The organism is Microbacterium lemovicicum (genome assembly GCF_003991875.1).
GTDB classification, from domain to species: domain Bacteria; phylum Actinomycetota; class Actinomycetes; order Actinomycetales; family Microbacteriaceae; genus Microbacterium; species Microbacterium lemovicicum.
This window is the reverse complement of the sequence record NZ_CP031423.1, coordinates 1,660,118-1,675,996: the sequence shown is the minus strand read 5'-3', so window position 1 is coordinate 1,675,996 and position 15,879 is coordinate 1,660,118. Positions and strand designations below refer to the sequence as shown.

Below are 15,879 nucleotides of genomic sequence, written 5' to 3'. Positions count from 1 at the left end.
GTCAGACCTCTCCGAGTTCGATGTCGGTCACGGCGAGGGTCTCACCCTCGACGAAGTCGATGCGCGCGATGCGCCCGACGGCTGTGAGATCGCCCTCGGCGCTCTTCAGCGCCGCGATGGTCTCGGCGGGGGCGCTCATCGTCACACTCGTGACGGGCGTCTTCTGCGAGGCCTTGGCCTCGGTCTTCGCGCGGCGGATGCCGATGAGCGCCGCGCTCGCGGCGCGCAGCACGGCCGGGTCGCCGTCGATTCCCGACGGCTCCGGCCACGAGGCGGTGTGCACCGAGCCCTCCTCGAACCACGACCACGCCTCCTCGGCCGCGAAGGCCAGCACGGGGGCGAACAGGCGCAGCAGGCGCGACAACGCGAGGCGCAGCGCGAGCGCGGCCGACGCCTGACCGACGTCGGTCTGGTCGTAGGCGCGCTCCTTGACGAGCTCGAGGTAGTCGTCGCAGAAGGTCCAGAAGAACGACTCCGTGATCTCCAGCGCCCGCGCGTGGTCGTAGCCCTCGAAGGCCTTCGTCGCGTCGCGGATCACCGTGTCGAGGGCGGCCAGCATGCTGGCATCCAGCGCGTGGGTCACCTGGGCACCCTCGGGCACCGGGAACGACAGCACGAACTTCGCGGCGTTGAGCACCTTGATGGCCAGCCGGCGGCCGATCTTGACCTGCGTCGGGTTCTGCGGGTCGAAGGCCGCGTCGGCGCCGAGGCGGCTCGAGGCCGACCAGTAGCGCACCGCGTCGGTGCCGTGCTGGTCGAGGATGTCGGCGGGCGTCACCACGTTGCCCTTCGACTTGGACATCTTCTTGCGGTCGGGGTCGACGATGAAGCCGGAGATCGCGGCGTCCGTCCAGGGCGACCGGTCGTCCTCGAGGGCGCTGCGCAGCATCGTCGAGAACAGCCACGTGCGGATGATGTCCTGGCCCTGCGGGCGCAGGTCGAACGGGCTCACCAGGTTCCACAGCTCGTCGTCGCGCTGCCAGCCGCCGGCCAGCTGCGGGGTGAGGGACGAGGTCGCCCAGGTGTCGAAGATGTCCTTCTCGCCCTCGAATCCGCCCGCGGCGCCGCGCTGATCCGCGGTGTAGCCCGGCGGCACGTCGATCGTCGGGTCGACGGGGAGCGCGGCGAGATCGGGGGTGATCACGACGCCGAAGTCGCGGTCGCCGTTCTCGTCGAGCCCGTACCAGACCGGGATGGGCACGCCGAAGAACCGCTGGCGCGAGACGAGCCAGTCGCCGGTGAGGCCGCCGACCCAGTTGTCGTAGCGCACGCGCATGAAGTCCGGATGCCACGACATGCCCGCCCCGAGTGCGGTGAGCTTCTCGCGCAGCGCGCCGTCGCGCGCGCCGTTGCGGATGTACCACTGGCGCGTCGAGACGATCTCGAGCGGGCGGTCGCCCTTCTCGAAGAACTTCACCGCGTGGGTGAACGGCTTCGGGTCGCCGTCGAGCTCTCCCGAGGCGCGGAGCAGGTCGACGATCGTCTTCTTGGCGCTGAACACCGTCTTGCCCGCGATCTCCGCGTACGCGGCGCGGGCGGCATCCGTCACGATCACGTCGGGGGCGTCCGCGAGCACGCGGCCGTCCTTGCCCAGGATCGTGCGGTTCGGCAGGTCGAGCTCGCGCCACCAGATGATGTCGGTCACGTCGCCGAAGGTGCAGATCATGGCGATGCCCGAGCCCTTGTCCTTCTGCGCGAGGGGGTGCGCGAGCACCGGCACCTCGACGTCGAAGAGCGGGGTGCGGACGGTCGTCCCGAACAGCGGCTGGTAGCGCTCGTCGTCGGGGTGCGCCACGAGGGCCACGCACGCGGCCAGCAGCTCGGGCCGGGTGGTCTCGATGTGCACGTCACCGCTGCCGTCGGTCTTGTGGAAGGCCACGCGGTGGTACGCGGCGGGCTGGTCGCGGTCCTCGAGCTCGGCCTGGGCGATCGCGGAGCGGAAGTCGACGTCCCACAGCGTCGGGGCGAGCGCCTGGTAGGCCTCGCCGCGCTCGAGGTTGCGCAGGAAGGCCAGCTGGCTGGTGCGCATCGTGTCGTCGGAGATCGTGCGGTACGACTGGGTCCAGTCGACGCTGAGGCCGAGCTGACGGAAGAGCGACTCGAAGTGCTTCTCGTCCTCCAGCGTCAGGCTCTCGCACAGCTGGATGAAGTTGCGGCGGCTGATGGGCACCTGGTCGGCGGCCTTGCTGCTCTTGTTGTCGCCGCCCTCGAACGGAGGCGTGAAGTCAGCGTCATAGGGCAGTGTCGGGTCGCAGCGCACGCCGTAGTAGTTCTGCACGCGGCGCTCGGTGGGCAGTCCGTTGTCGTCCCAGCCCATCGGATAGAAGACCGTCTTGCCGCGCATGCGCTCAAAGCGCACCTTCACGTCGGTATGCGTGTAGCTGAAGACGTGGCCGATGTGCAGGCTTCCCGACGCCGTCGGCGGGGGAGTGTCGACCGAGTACACGCCGGCGCGACCGGCGTCGGCGGCGCGGAGGCGGTCGAACAGGTACGTGCCCTGCGCCGACCACGCGGCATCCCACTTCGTCTCGAGCCCCTCGAGGGCCGGCTTGTCGGGGATCTGTCCCGGGGCGTGGGTGGCGTCGGCCATGAGGTTCTCCTGCGATATGTGCGGCACTGTGTGAGCGTGCCTGAGTGTGGGATGCCCCGTCAGTCTACCGCCGGGGTCACGTGCCGGCGATGGCGACGGGTCTACCGCGCGGCGCGGGGACGCTCCCGCGCCGCCATCGAGCGTCGTCCGCCCCGCCCTGCCCTGCCCTGCCCTGCCCTGCCCTGCCACGAGAATCAGGGATCCCGCGAAAGTCAGGCGGCGTCGCGGCATCCTTCCTGCCGCTCGCGACATCCCTGACCTCCACGGCGAGAGCCTTTCCTCCCCAGAGGCCGTCGGAGCAAGCGCGACCCCATCACTCGAGGTCGAGTCACGCATGGATAGGACCGCGGCGCCACGCTGGAGGGATGGGGCAGCATCGAAGCGACGAGCCGTCGATCCTGTCGGCCGTGCGCTCAGCCGGCGGCGTCGTGCGCGGCACGATCCTCACGTCGGCAGGCCACCGTCCACGCGCGATCGCGGCGCTCGTCGAGACGGGCGCACTGATGCGCGTGCGTCGGGTGTGGCTCGCCGCCCCGGATGCGGATCCCTTCGCCCTCGCGGCGGCGCGCGGCAACGTCGTGGTCTCATGCTTAACGCAGGCTCGAAGGATGGGGATGTGGGTCCTCGGCGGGGGCCCGCCCCACGTCGCGGCTCCGCCCGACGGTGCGCGCATCGACGTCGCGCGGGGGACGGTGGTCCACTGGGGCAGACCCGTCGTCCCCCGTGAACCGCACGCGCTCTTCGATTCCGTCGAGAACGTGCTCGCGCTCATCTGCGTGTGTCAACCCGCGGAGTCGGCGCTCGCCACGATCGAGTCAGCTCTCCAGCAGGGACTCGCGGAACGGGAGTCTCTCCTTCGTCTGCCGCTCAGCGCCCGGATGCGGTCTCTCGTGGCTGCGGCGTCACCGTGGTCCGACTCGGGCCTGGAAACTCTTTTCCGGGTGCGATTGGCGTGGCTGCGGCTGCCGATCCGCGCGCAGATCTGGATCGTCGGACATCGCGTGGACCTGCTCATCGGCGACCGACTGGTCATCCAGATCGACGGTCGGCAACATGTGGGTGCGCAGCGCACGGAGGACATCCGCCACGACGCCGAGCTGATGCTGCGCGGCTACCACGTCATCCGCGTCGGATATCAGCAGATCATCCATCGCTGGCCGGAGGTGCAGGATCTCATCATGCGCGCTGTCGCCCAGGGGTTGCACCGCGCGGCGTGATGATGGGCGTGGGCGTGCACCCGCACTCGGCCCCGGGGCCGAGCCTGTGCGCCACCGGAGCCGGGGCTGGGCCTGTGCGCCACCGGAACCGGAACCGGAGTCAGGTGGGGCGCGAGAGTCAGGGGAGGCGCGAGAGTCAGGGGAGGCACGAGAGTCAGGGGAGGCACGAGAGTCAGGGGAGGGCGCCGAGAACCGCCTGACTTTCGCGACATCCCTGACTTTCGGCACACCATTCCGGTGGTGATAGGCCCGGCTTCACGCGCTGGAGTCAGCGCCCGCCTCCGGCCGCGGCCCCCGCATCAGGCCGCAGCGCCCGCCTCCGGCGAAAGGCCTACCGCCGGGGTCGTCCGGCGGCCGGCGGCCAGCGCGGCGACGAGGGTGACGGCCGACATCACGACCAGGATGACGCCCGGGTGCCACCACGCGAAGTCCGTGGCCGTGCCCAGCTGCAGGGTGATGATCGGCACGAAGCCGCTCACCGTCGCCGCGAGGGCGTAGGCGAAGGAGAGCGCGGAGTAGCGGAACCGGTCGGGGAACAGGTCGTTCATGAGGCCGCCGAGCGCCGCCCACGCCATCGTCGGCAGGATGCCGCCGACGATCATCGTCGCCACGAGGATCGGGAACGTGGCGAACTGCAGCAGGAAGTACATCGGGAAGGCGATCAGCAGGGTGCCGAGCGCGCCCCACGCGACCACCCGCGCCGAGCCGATGCGCGTCGCCCACGCGCCGAACAGCGGGATGGTGATGAGCTGCAGCAGGCCGCCGACGGTGGTCGCGATCAGGAGGTCCTGGAAGCTGAAGCCGAGCTGCGTCACGCCGTAGTTGACGGTGTACGTGTTCATCAGCGAATACGAGCCGATGCCGAGCAGAGCCGCGCCGACGGCGATGGCGAGGGCCGCGGGACGTTCGCGGAACATCGTCACGAACGGCGTGCGGTCGCGGCGGCCCTCGGCGACGACGCCGCGGAACACCGGGGTCTCGGTGATGCTCAGACGCAGGTACAGCGAGACGGCCAGCAGGGGGAGGGCGAGGAGGAACGGGATGCGCCAGCCCCACGCGGCCAGCTCCTCGGCGGGCAGGGCCACCGTCATGACGATGAACAGACCGGCCGACAGGATCGAGCCCACAGGGGAGCCGATCTGGGGGATCGCCGCGTAGAAGGCGCGCTTCACCGGGCTCGCGTGCTCCGTGGCGATGAGGATCGATCCGCCCCACTCGCCGCCGAGGCTGAGTCCCTGTGCGACGCGCAGCACGATGAGGAGCACCGCGCCGAGCCAGCCTGCCTGGGCGTAGGTGGGCAGAGCGCCGATGAGGCCCGTCGAGATGCCCATGATGGCGATCGTCCACAGCAGCGTGGTGCGGCGGCCGAGGCGGTCGCCCATGTAGCCGAAGATCACCGCACCGATGGGGCGCACCACGAAGGCGATCGCGATCGTGAGGAAGGCCAGCGCCGTGCCGCCGATCTCGCCGAGGGGCTCGAAGAACAGCGGGCCCACGAAGTAGGCCGAGAAGTAGGCGAAGACGTAGAAGTCGAACGACTCGAGAGACGTCCCGACCATGGAGGCCCAGGCGACCTTGCGGGGTGCAGCGGGGCGGTCGGTGGGAGCGTTCAGAGTCTGAGCCGTGGTCACGGAGGTCCATCCTTTCACGCAGCCGGGTCGTTGATGGACTCGGTGCAGGTACCCCGCGCCCAACCGCGTCCGTCCCGCCGGCATTCCCGCGACCTGTCGCCCGCGACGGCGCGGGCCGCAGCATCCCCCGCTGCCTCCGCTCGCGGTACGATGAAGGCACAGACACCGATCCGGCCATCACCGGGGAGTCTTCGGAAGAACAGCCCTCACGGGCTCAGTAGAACCGAACGGGGCAGGCCCGTCACAGCCGCAGAACGAGAGATCCGGCGCGTGCGCGCGGCGGGTACGCGGGGTGGTACCGCGGTCCTTCCGACGGGAGGGTCGTCCTCGCAGGAAGCGACGCAACCTGCTGGAGTGACATGACCTACCCCCGCCCCGCCTCCTCGGCCGCCGCGAGCGCCTTCGGCCCGGCCGCCGACGTCGTCCCTTCGCCGCGCTTCCCGCAGATCGAGGCCGAGGTGCTCGACTACTGGGCCGCCGACGGCACGTTCCGCGCGTCGATCGATCAGCGCGACGGTGCCCCCGAGTGGGTCTTCTACGACGGCCCGCCGTTCGCGAACGGCCTGCCCCACTACGGACACCTCCTCACCGGCTACGCCAAGGACCTCTTCCCCCGCTTCCAGACCATGCGCGGCAAGAAGGTCGACCGCGTCTTCGGCTGGGACACCCACGGCCTGCCCGCCGAGCTCGAGGCGATGAAGCAGCTCGGCATCACCGAGAAGCACGAGATCGAGTCGATGGGCATCGACGCGTTCAACGCCAAGGCGCGATCCTCGGTCCTGGCCTACACCCACGAGTGGCAGGACTACGTCACCCGCCAGGCGCGCTGGGTCGACTTCGAGCGCGGCTACAAGACCCTCGACACCACGTACATGGAGTCGGTGCTCTGGGCCTTCAAGACCATCCACGACAAGGGTCTCGCCTACGAGGGCCACCGCGTGCTGCCGTACTGCTGGCGCGACCAGACGCCGCTCTCCAGCCACGAGCTGCGCATGGACGACGATGTGTACCAGATGCGCCAGGACCCCTCCGTGACGGTCACCTTCCCCCTCACCGGCGCGAAGGCCGAGGCCCTCGGCCTCACCGCCGTCCGCGCGCTCGCGTGGACGACGACCCCCTGGACCCTGCCGACCAACCTGGCGCTCGCCGTCGGCCCCGACATCCGCTACGCGGTCGTGTCGGCCGGCCCCGGCGGCGCCGCCGACGTGCACCGCGACGACCCGCTGGCAGAAGCCGAGTCGCACCAGTATCTCCTGGCCGAGGACCTGCTGCCGAACTACGCGAAAGACCTCGGCTACGCCTCCGCGAAGGAGGCGACCGCGGCGGTCGAGCGCACGATCCTCGGCTCGGAGCTCGTCGACGTCACCTACGACCGCCTCTTCGACTACTACGCGGATGCCGCGACCTGGGGCACCCAGCGCGCGTGGCGCATCCTCGCCGACGACTACGTCACGACCTCCGACGGCACGGGCATCGTCCATCAGGCGCCGGCCTACGGCGAGGACGACCAGCGCGTCACGGAGGCCGCCGGCATCCCTCTCATCATGAGCCTGGACGAGGGCGGACGCTTCCTGCCGCAGGTCGAGGACGTCGCGGGCGAGCTGTGGATGGACGCGAACCGTCCGCTCATCCGCCTGCTGCGCGAGAGCGGCCGGCTGCTCCGCGAGGCGAGCTACGAGCACTCCTACCCGCATTGCTGGCGCTGCCGGAACCCCCTGATCTACCGCGCCGTGTCGAGCTGGTTCGTGCGCGTGACCGCGATCAAGGACCGCATGCTCGCGAACAACGAGCAGATCACGTGGGTGCCCGAGAACGTCAAGCACGGCCAGTTCGGCAAGTGGCTCGAGGGCGCGCGCGACTGGTCGATCAGCCGCAACCGCTACTGGGGCTCCCCGATCCCGGTGTGGAAGAGCGACGACCCCGCGCACCCTCGCGTCGACGTCTACGGCTCCCTCGCGGAGCTGGAGCAGGACTTCGGCCGCCTGCCGCGCAACGCGGAGGGCGAGGTCGACCTGCACCGTCCGTTCATCGACGAGCTCACCCGCCCGAACCCCGACGACCCGACCGGCGCGAGCACCATGCGCCGCATCGAGGACGTCTTCGACGTCTGGTTCGACTCCGGCTCCATGCCCTACGCGCAGGTGCACTACCCGTTCGAGAACGCCGAGTGGTTCGACTCCCACGCGCCCGCCGACTTCATCGTCGAGTACATCGGGCAGACCCGCGGCTGGTTCTACCTCATGCACGTGCTGTCGACGGCGCTCTTCGACCGCCCGGCCTTCACCGGCGTGAGCTGCCACGGGATCGTGCTCGGCAACGACGGACTCAAGATGTCGAAGTCGCTGCGCAACTACCCCGACGTCTCGGAGGTGTTCGACCGCGACGGCTCCGACGCGATGCGCTGGTTCCTCATGTCCAGCTCCGTGCTGCGCGGCGGCAACCTCGTCGTCACCGAGGAGGGCATCCGCGCGGGCGTGCGGGAGTTCATGCTCCCGCTGTGGAACTCGTGGTACTTCTTCGCCACCTACGCCAACGCCTCCGACGGCGGCTACGAGGCGCGGTGGCGCACCGACTCGACCGACGTCCTCGACCGCTACATCCTCGCCCTGACCGGTGACCTCGTCCGCGACGTCGCCGCTGACCTCGAGGGGCTCGACTCGACCACGGCCGCCGAGCGCCTGCGCGACTTCGGCGAGGCGCTGACCAACTGGTACATCCGCCGCTCGCGCGATCGCTTCTGGCGCGGCGTCGTGCCGGGCGACGACCGCAGCACCGAGGCGTTCGACACGCTCTACACGGTGCTCGAGACCCTGACGCGCGTGGCCGCCCCGCTGCTGCCGCTCGTCTCCGAGCGCATCTGGCAGGGACTCACCGGCGGCCGCAGCGTGCACCTGGAGGACTGGCCCGACGCGGACGCCTTCCCGGCCTCCAGCGACACCCGCCGGGCCATGGACGCCGTCCGCGTGGTCTCCAGCGTCGCCAACGCGCTGCGCAAGCGAGAGGGCAAGCGCGTGCGCCTTCCCCTCGCCCGCCTGAGCGTCGTGATCCGGGATGCCGCGGCCCTGGCCCAGTTCGACGAGATCCTGCGTGACGAGCTGAACGTGAAGAGCGTCGAGCTCATCGAGCTCGAGGAGTCCACGGCGACCGACTACGGGATCACCTCCCGCCTGTCGGTCAACGCCCGCGCCGCCGGTCCCCGCCTGGGGCGCCAGGTGCAGCAGGCCATCCAGGCCGCGAAGGCCGGGGACTGGAGCGAGGTCGACGGGGTCGTCGTCGCCGGCGGACTGCCCCTGCAGGAGGGCGAGTACGACCTCGTGCTCGAGACGACCGGGCGGCCGGAGGGCGAGGCGCTCGCGCTGATCCCCGGCGGCGGGTTCGTGCTCCTCGAGACGACCACGACACCCGAGCTCGAGGCCGAGGGCCTTGCGCGCGACGTGATCCGCGCCGTCCAGGACACCCGGAAGAACGCCGGCTTCGACGTGAGCGACCGCATCCGTCTGCACCTGCTCTTCACAGCGGAGGTGGACGGCGACGCGGTGGCGTCGGCTTTCGAGATCGCGGATGTCGCGGGGGAGACCCTCGCGGTCGACCACGCGGTGTCCGTCGCGGGACGCGACGTGCACGTCCCCGCCGACGCACCGGCCGAGACGTGGCATCCGGTCGTCTTCGGCCACCTGCCCGAGCACGTCACCTTCGTGCCGGCCGGCACCTATGCCAACACCGGCGGCTTCCACGTCGCCGTGACCCGAGCGGAGGCTCCGGCATGAACGACAGGGATCGCGCCGACGCCGTCTACGCGGAGCTGCTGAAGCGCCAGGGCGAGCGGTGGGTGCAGCCGCGGGTCGAGCGCACCCGCCGGGTGCTGGAGCTGCTCGACGACCCGCAGCGCACGTACCGCGTGGTGCATGTGACGGGCACGAACGGCAAGACGTCCACGAGCCGCATCATCGAGAGCCTCGTGCGCGCCCACGGGCTGCGCACGGGCCTGTTCACCAGCCCGCACCTGGAGCGCTTCACCGAGCGGATCATGATCGACGGCGAGCCGGTGGCCGACGGCGCCGTGGCCGACGCGTGGGAGGAGATCTCGCCCTTCGTCGATCTCGTCGACGCGGAGCTCGCGGCGTCGGGCGACGCGGCGCTGACCTTCTTCGAGCTGCTGACCGTGCTCGCGTTCGTCGTCTGCGCCGACGCGCCGATCGACGTGCTCGTGCTGGAGGTCGGGATGGGCGGATCGTGGGACTCCACGAACGCCGCCGACGGCGACGTCGCGGTGTTCGCGCCCATCGACCTCGACCACGCCGACCGCCTCGGCGACACGATCCGTGAGATCGCGACCGTGAAGTCGGGGATCATCAAGGACGGCGCCGCCGTCGTCTCCGCCCGTCAGAACGCGGAGGCGGAGCAGGTGCTGCGGGATGCCGCGGCCGCCCGGGGCGCGACCATCGCGTTCGAGGGCGAGGGGTTCGCCCTCGCGGCGGACCGGCTCGCGGTCGGCGGCCAGGCGATCTCGGTGCGCGGACTCGCCGGCACCTACGAGGACGAGTACCTGCCGATGTACGGCGAGCACCAGGCCTTCAACGCCGCCCTCGCGGTCGCCGCGGTCGAGTCGCTGATCGGAGGCGGGCAGCGTGCCATCGCCGCCGACATCGTCGCCCAGGGGCTCTCCGAGGCCACGTCGCCCGGCCGGCTGCAGCTGGTGGGCATCGCGCCGACGGTCGTCGTCGACGCCGCGCACAATCCGCACGGCGTCCGCGCGCTCGTGCAGGCGCTGCGCACGGCCTTCGACTTCGACGAGTGGGGGGTCGTCCTCGGCGCCCTCGAGGACAAGGACGTGCGCGGCATCGTGTCGGAGATCACCCCGATCGCGGCGCACGTCTTCGCCACCGCCCCGCACTCGGAGCGCGCCGCCACCGCCGACGCCGTGGCCGACATCGCCGAGGATCGCGAGGTGCCCGTGACGGTGCACGACGAGCTGGCGGATGCCGCGGAAGCCGCCCGCGCGTGGGCCGCGTCCGCCGACCGCCGCGCCGTCGTCATCGCCGGGTCGGTCGTGCTGGCGGGCGAGGCGCTCGCCCTCGCGACCGCCGAGGACTGGAAGGCGGGGTGGACGGAGTGACCGCCGACACCGCCGGTCGTCCCGGCCGCACGCCCCGACCGCGTCGCGCGCGCGGCGCGGCGGAGTCGCTCGGCTCCATCGTCCTGGCCTTCGAGTCGGTCGTCGTGTTCCTCGCCGGACTCGTCGTCTTCGGGCTGAAGGCCCTGCCCGAGTCGATCCCCGCCTGGTGGGGCATCGTCGGGGGCGCCGTCATGGCGATCCTCATGATCGCCGTCTCGGGAGTGCTGCGACACCGCTGGGGGATCATCCTCGGCTGGGTCCTGCAGATCATCGTCGCGCTCGCTTCTTTCCTGGTGCCGGCGATCGCCTTCGTGGCGATCATCTTCGGCGGCATGTGGGCGTATGCCACGATCAAGGGGGCGTCCCTCGACAGGCGCAACGCGCGACTCTCGCAGGGCCGCGACACCCCGAACGGAGAATGACATGTCCACTGAAGAGACCCTCGTCCTGGTCAAGCCCGACGGCGTCGCCCGCGGGCTGACGGGAGTGATCCTGGGCCGCATCGAGGCGAAGGGCTACTCGCTCGTCGACATCCGCCTCGCGGAGCCCGACCGCGACGTCCTGGCCCGGCACTACGCCGAGCACGAGGGCAAGCCCTTCTACGAGCCGCTCATCGAGTTCATGATGTCGGGACCGTCCGTGGCGATCCGCCTCGCCGGCAACCGCGTCATCGAGGGGTTCCGCTCCCTGGCCGGCACCACCGACCCGACGACCGCGGCACCCGGCACGATCCGCGGCGACCTCGGCCGCGACTGGGGCCTGAAGGTCCAGCAGAACCTCGTGCACGGCTCCGACAGCCCGGAGTCGGCCGCGCGGGAGCTCGGCATCTGGTTCGCCTGAGCTCGGCGAGCGTGCGACGGCCCCCGGGATCCGATCCCGGGGGCCGTTCCGCGTCTCAGCCGGCGAGGCTGCCGAAGATGTTCGTGAGCGCATCCAGGCGGATCTGCGCCAGGACGACGATGACCGCGTAGCTCAGGACGGCCATGAGCGGCACCCACGTCATGAGCGACCCCGCGGCGCGGCGGACGCCGGCGGGCGCCGGGAGCATCCCGGTGCGCAGCACATGCAGGGTCACGGCGTAGAACGACGGGATGACGACCAGCCACGTCACCATGCACCACGGGCACAGGGTGCCGAGCACGAAGATGCTCGTGATGATGAGGAAGATCACGAAGACGAAGGCCAGCAGCATCCCGAGCTCGAAGAGCAGCCAGAACCAGCGTGCGAAGCGTGCTCCGGCCAGGATCGCCGCCCCCACCACGATCGGCGCGATCCAGGCTCCGAGTCCGATGAGGGGGTTCGGGAAGCCGAAGAGCGAGCCCTGCGGCGCCTCGAGGTTCGTCGAGCACTGCACGAGCACGCTGAAGTCGCAGGATGCCGCGGCCCCGGGATTCGCGAGGGAGTTCAGCTTGTCGAGGGTCAGCGCGAACGCCGCCGACCAGCCGATGAGGCCCGCGATGATGAGCCAGACCGCCAGCATGACGGGACGCGTGCGGGAGGGGGCGGAAGACATGTCTCGGATTATGTCACCGCCCGCCCCGGTGCCCGCTGGGAGCGCCCGCCGCACGACGCGGAGCGCGCCCGCGCGCATTATCCGGGCGGAAGTGCGATAATGACACGTCGATGCACCACGGCCGCGCCGTGACCCGCATCGCAGAAGACTTCGGGCGACAGAGCCCTTGCAGCGCGAGTCACGGACCCGCTGCAGACCGTGAAAGCGAGCGGACCTCACGACGAGGCCCCGCATGAGTTTCGCCGGGCGACGCGCGGTGTCGCCCCGCAGGGAGTGCGCCAGAGATGGCTGATGACACCGACCGAACAGACCACCACCACGACGACGCGGCGCAGGACGGGCAGCTGAGTCCGCAGGAGCACCCGGCACCGGAGAGCAGCGACGCGGAAGCGCCCTCGGCAGAAGCCGAGGCGTCCGAGCCCGCGGCATCGGCTGAGCCTGAGGCCGCGGCGCCCGCCGAGCCCGAAGCCGCGCCGCCCGCCGACACGGCGGACGACGCCGAGCAGGCATCGACCGACTCTCCCGATGCGGGGGCCACCGACCAGGCCGCAGGACCGGCCGAGCCGGAGGCCGCCTCCACCGCGGCTTCCGCGCCCGCCGCTGAATCCTCGCCCGAGCAGGCGCCGGCACCCGAGGCCGCGGAGGAGAAAGCCCTCCCGACGGCCGTCTCGCTCGGGCTGCTTCCGGAGGTGTTCGTCTCCTCCGTCTCCACGCAGCTGATGTTCTACGCACCGGAGATCGCGGCACTGCCGCCGCTGCCTGCTCCGGAGCCGACCTTCGAGGCGAACGAGGAGTCCGCCTCGTCGGCACGCCGCCGCAACCGCCGTCGCGGGGGCGAGGGCCGGGACGAAGCATCCGACACCCCGCCCGCGCCGCCGCGCCAGCGCGCCGTGGAGCTCATCACCGAGCCGCAGCGCATCAAGGGCTCGACGCGCCTCGAGGCGAAGAAGCAGCGTCGTCGCGACGGCCGCGAAGCCGGACGCCGCCGCACCGTGGTCACCGAGGCGGAGTTCCTCGCTCGCCGCGAGTCCGTCGACCGCGTCATGATCGTGCGCTCCAAGAACAACCGCGTGCAGATCGCGGTGCTCGAGGACAACGTGCTCGTGGAGCACTACGTCGCACGCAACCAGGACGCCTCGCTCATCGGCAACGTCTACATCGGCCGCGTGCAGAACGTGCTGCCGTCGATGGAGGCCGCGTTCGTCGACATCGGCCGGGGACGCAACGCCGTGCTGTACTCGGGCGAGGTCGACTGGGACAACGTCGAGACCGGCAACCAGCCGCGCCGCATCGAGCTCGCCCTCAAGTCGGGCGACCGCGTCCTCGTGCAGGTGACCAAGGATCCCGTGGGTCACAAGGGCGCCCGACTCACGAGCCAGATCTCGCTGCCCGGCCGCTACCTCGTGTACGTGCCGGCCGGTGCCATGAACGGCATTTCGCGCAAGCTCCCCGACACCGAGCGCGCCCGTCTCAAGCGCATCCTGAAGGAGGTGCTCCCCGAGTCCTCCGGCGTGATCGTGCGCACGGCCGCCGAGGGCGCCACCGAGGAGCAGCTCACCCGCGACGTGCAGCGTCTCACGGCGCAGTGGGAGCACATCAGCCGCCAGATCGAGTCGATCCCGGCCCCGTCGCTGCTGCACTCTGAGCCCGACCTGCTGGTGAAGATCGTCCGCGACGTCTTCAACGAGGACTTCACGCGCATGCTCATCCAGGGGGAGGACGCGCAGTCCACCATCTCGTCCTACCTCGCCGGTGTCGCACCCGACCTCCTCGAGCGCGTGGAGAAGTACGAGGGCGACGGCGACCCGTTCGACGACTACCGCGTCACGGAGCAGATCGAGAAGGCGCTCGACCGCAAGGTCTGGCTGCCCTCCGGCGGCTCGCTGGTCATCGACCGCACCGAGGCCATGACGGTCGTGGACGTCAACACGGGCAAGTTCGTCGGCACCGGCGGCAACCTCGAGGAGACGGTCACCAAGAACAACCTCGAGGCGGCCGAGGAGATCGTCCGCCAGCTCCGTCTGCGCGACATCGGCGGCATCATCGTCGTCGACTTCATCGACATGGTGCTCGAATCCAACCGCGACCTCGTGCTCCGCCGCCTGGTGGAGTGCCTCAGCCGCGACCGCACGAAGCACCAGGTGGCCGAGGTCACGTCGCTCGGACTCGTGCAGATGACGCGCAAGAAGCTCGGCCTCGGCCTGCTCGAGACCTTCAGCGAGCCCTGCGACGTGTGCGCCGGCCGCGGCGTCGTGGTGCACCACGATCCCGTCGCCCGTCACCGCAGCGGCGGACCGGGAGCGGCACCGATGGGCCGTCGCCCCCGCAGCACCAGCCAGCCGGCCGGTGGACCCGTGGGCGGCACGCACGTCATCACCGAGGGCGCAAAGTCGGCTCTCGCGCAGATCGCCGCCTCGACGATCCACCCGGTCCAGGGCGCGGAGCCGGTCGTCGTGGAGACGGATGCTGCGGCATCCGTCGTCGTGGACGATCAGGCCGATGAGCGCGCGACGTTCGCGGAGCGACCCGAGCGCGGCGAGCGTCCGGAGCGGGCGAAGAAGCAGCGCAAGAAGCGTCCGGCGCAGAACGGCGGTGCTCCGCGGAGCGAAGCCGAGTCGCTGCTGGACACCGTGCTGAACGCCCTTCCCGAGCCGAAGGCCCCGGGCCAGGGGAGGGGACGCCGGCGCGTCACCACCGCCGCCCTCACCGGCACGCCGGTCAGCCACACGACCGAGGACTGAGCCGTGCGCCGCGACCCGGAGACGGGTCGCGGCGTCTCGCTCACCGGCCTCTGCGCTGCCGAGCCGTCACGCGCAGCCCTGACGCGATGAGCGCCCGGACGAGCGTGTGACCGTCGACGTGACGTGCGCCGGCGGCCACGAGCCGGGCGTGCGCCTCTTCGGGCACGTCGTAGTGGTCGCGGTCGAAGCCGCGCCGAGGCAGGCCGTTCACCGCCGCGAAGGCGTGCAGCTCGTCGAGGTCGGAATCGCTGACCAGGTGCGCCCACAGGCGGCCGTGGGCCGGCCAGCGCGGGTCGTCGATCAGCACGGTCATGGCTCGATCCTACGGAGCCGTCCGACACACCGGGACGGGCTTTTGGTCATCTCGCCGCACATCGGCTAAACTCGACCCTTGGTGCGTCGAGGGCGTCATAGCTTCCGCACCACGTCTTATGCTCAGGCATCCCGGAGCCGCGCGCTCCCCGAAGAAACAGGTATGAAGTGGTCTACGCAGTAGTGCGCGCCGGTGGTCGGCAGGAAAAGGTCGAGGTCGGCACGATCGTCGTTCTGGATCGTCAGCGCGCGAAGATCGGTGACAGCATCCAGCTGCCCGCCGTCCTCCTCGTCGACGGCGACGCCGTCACGACGGACGCCGACGCGCTGTCGAAGGTCGCCGTGACCGCCGAGGTCCTCGGCGAGGAGCGCGGCCCGAAGATCGTGATCCAGAAGTTCAAGAACAAGACCGGATACAAGAAGCGCCAGGGGCACCGTCAGGACCTCACGCGCGTCAAGGTCACCGGCATCAAGTAAGCACCAGGAGACGCAGAGATGGCACACAAAAAGGGCGCAAGCTCCACCCGCAACGGTCGTGACTCCAACGCTCAGCGCCTCGGCGTGAAGCGCTTCGGCGGCCAGCAGGTCCTCGCCGGCGAGATCATCGTCCGTCAGCGCGGCACGCACTTCCACCCGGGCGCCAACGTCGGCCGCGGTGGCGACGACACGCTGTTCGCCCTCGAGGCCGGCGCTGTCCAGTTCGGCCAGAAGGGCGGCCGCAAGGTCGTCAACATCGTCGCAGCGGCGGAGTGATCCGCA

At 70.7% G+C, this 15,879-nt stretch carries 12 protein-coding genes; 8 read left to right on the top strand and 4 right to left on the bottom strand.

Going from position 1 to position 15,879, the window contains the following annotated elements:
• Position 1 precedes the first annotated feature (1 nt).
• On the bottom strand, positions 2-2,590 hold the full coding sequence (gene valS, locus CVS47_RS07755) for a valine--tRNA ligase (protein WP_127095567.1): 2,589 nt from the start codon (positions 2,588-2,590) through the stop codon (positions 2-4).
• A 365-nt stretch (positions 2,591-2,955) separates the two neighbouring features.
• Between valS and CVS47_RS07750 the strand changes: the two genes are divergently transcribed.
• Positions 2,956-3,807, top strand: a complete 852-nt coding sequence (locus CVS47_RS07750; protein ID WP_127095566.1) for an endonuclease domain-containing protein — start codon at positions 2,956-2,958, stop codon at positions 3,805-3,807.
• 299 nt (positions 3,808-4,106) lie between these two features.
• On the opposite strand, the gene CVS47_RS07745 is transcribed toward CVS47_RS07750, so the two are convergent.
• A complete protein-coding gene (locus tag CVS47_RS07745) occupies positions 4,107-5,438 on the bottom strand; it encodes an MFS transporter (protein WP_241240317.1) in 1,332 nt (443 codons plus the stop codon).
• Positions 5,439-5,797: 359 nt separating this feature from the next.
• Here CVS47_RS07745 and ileS point away from each other — a divergent pair, with 359 nt between their 5' ends.
• Genes ileS through ndk form a run of 4 tightly spaced genes read left to right on the top strand, consistent with a single transcriptional unit; the run spans position 5,798 to position 11,394 of the window.
• Positions 5,798-9,205: an isoleucine--tRNA ligase gene (gene ileS / locus CVS47_RS07740; RefSeq protein ID WP_127095565.1), complete on the top strand. Its 3,408-nt coding sequence runs from the start codon at positions 5,798-5,800 to the stop codon at positions 9,203-9,205.
• Positions 9,202-10,554 (top strand): bifunctional folylpolyglutamate synthase/dihydrofolate synthase, encoded by a 1,353-nt coding sequence (locus CVS47_RS07735; protein WP_127095564.1) that lies wholly within the window; start codon positions 9,202-9,204, stop codon positions 10,552-10,554. The genes ileS and CVS47_RS07735 overlap by 4 nt, the downstream gene beginning before the upstream one ends.
• On the top strand, positions 10,551-10,976 hold the full coding sequence (locus tag CVS47_RS07730; protein WP_241240316.1) for a DUF4233 domain-containing protein: 426 nt from the start codon (positions 10,551-10,553) through the stop codon (positions 10,974-10,976). The genes CVS47_RS07735 and CVS47_RS07730 overlap by 4 nt, the downstream gene beginning before the upstream one ends.
• Before the next feature lies 1 nt (position 10,977).
• Positions 10,978-11,394: a nucleoside-diphosphate kinase gene (gene ndk, locus CVS47_RS07725; RefSeq protein ID WP_127095562.1), complete on the top strand. Its 417-nt coding sequence runs from the start codon at positions 10,978-10,980 to the stop codon at positions 11,392-11,394.
• A 55-nt stretch (positions 11,395-11,449) separates the two neighbouring features.
• Here ndk and CVS47_RS07720 read toward each other — a convergent pair whose 3' ends face one another.
• The gene (locus CVS47_RS07720; RefSeq protein ID WP_127095561.1) at positions 11,450-12,067 is read right to left on the bottom strand and encodes a vitamin K epoxide reductase family protein; all 618 of its coding nucleotides are present in this window, start codon (positions 12,065-12,067) and stop codon (positions 11,450-11,452) included.
• A gap of 284 nt (positions 12,068-12,351) precedes the next feature.
• Here CVS47_RS07720 and CVS47_RS07715 point away from each other — a divergent pair, with 284 nt between their 5' ends.
• Positions 12,352-14,808 (top strand): Rne/Rng family ribonuclease, encoded by a 2,457-nt coding sequence (locus CVS47_RS07715; protein ID WP_127095560.1) that lies wholly within the window; start codon positions 12,352-12,354, stop codon positions 14,806-14,808.
• Positions 14,809-14,848: 40 nt separating this feature from the next.
• On the opposite strand, the gene CVS47_RS07710 is transcribed toward CVS47_RS07715, so the two are convergent.
• The gene (locus CVS47_RS07710) at positions 14,849-15,121 is read right to left on the bottom strand and encodes a DUF4031 domain-containing protein (RefSeq protein WP_127095559.1); all 273 of its coding nucleotides are present in this window, start codon (positions 15,119-15,121) and stop codon (positions 14,849-14,851) included.
• A 167-nt stretch (positions 15,122-15,288) separates the two neighbouring features.
• Between CVS47_RS07710 and rplU the strand changes: the two genes are divergently transcribed.
• On the top strand, positions 15,289-15,597 hold the full coding sequence (gene rplU / locus CVS47_RS07705; protein WP_206502787.1) for a 50S ribosomal protein L21: 309 nt from the start codon (positions 15,289-15,291) through the stop codon (positions 15,595-15,597).
• Between the two features lie 18 nt (positions 15,598-15,615).
• Positions 15,616-15,873, top strand: a complete 258-nt coding sequence (gene rpmA, locus CVS47_RS07700; protein WP_127095558.1) for a 50S ribosomal protein L27 — start codon at positions 15,616-15,618, stop codon at positions 15,871-15,873.
• Positions 15,874-15,879 lie beyond the last annotated feature (6 nt).

What these genes read in the sequence shown, in the direction of transcription:
- valS (WP_127095567.1), bottom strand. Translation starts at nt 2,590, where the DNA reads ATGGCCGACGCCACCCACGCCCCGGGACAGATCCCCGACAAGCCGGCC.
- CVS47_RS07750 (WP_127095566.1), top strand. Translation starts at nt 2,956, where the DNA reads ATGGGGCAGCATCGAAGCGACGAGCCGTCGATCCTGTCGGCCGTGCGC.
- ileS (WP_127095565.1), top strand. Translation starts at nt 5,798, where the DNA reads ATGACCTACCCCCGCCCCGCCTCCTCGGCCGCCGCGAGCGCCTTCGGC.
- CVS47_RS07735 (WP_127095564.1), top strand. Translation starts at nt 9,202, where the DNA reads ATGAACGACAGGGATCGCGCCGACGCCGTCTACGCGGAGCTGCTGAAG.
- ndk (WP_127095562.1), top strand. Translation starts at nt 10,978, where the DNA reads ATGTCCACTGAAGAGACCCTCGTCCTGGTCAAGCCCGACGGCGTCGCC.
- CVS47_RS07720 (WP_127095561.1), bottom strand. Translation starts at nt 12,067, where the DNA reads ATGTCTTCCGCCCCCTCCCGCACGCGTCCCGTCATGCTGGCGGTCTGG.
- CVS47_RS07715 (WP_127095560.1), top strand. Translation starts at nt 12,352, where the DNA reads ATGGCTGATGACACCGACCGAACAGACCACCACCACGACGACGCGGCG.
- CVS47_RS07710 (WP_127095559.1), bottom strand. Translation starts at nt 15,121, where the DNA reads ATGACCGTGCTGATCGACGACCCGCGCTGGCCGGCCCACGGCCGCCTG.
- rpmA (WP_127095558.1), top strand. Translation starts at nt 15,616, where the DNA reads ATGGCACACAAAAAGGGCGCAAGCTCCACCCGCAACGGTCGTGACTCC.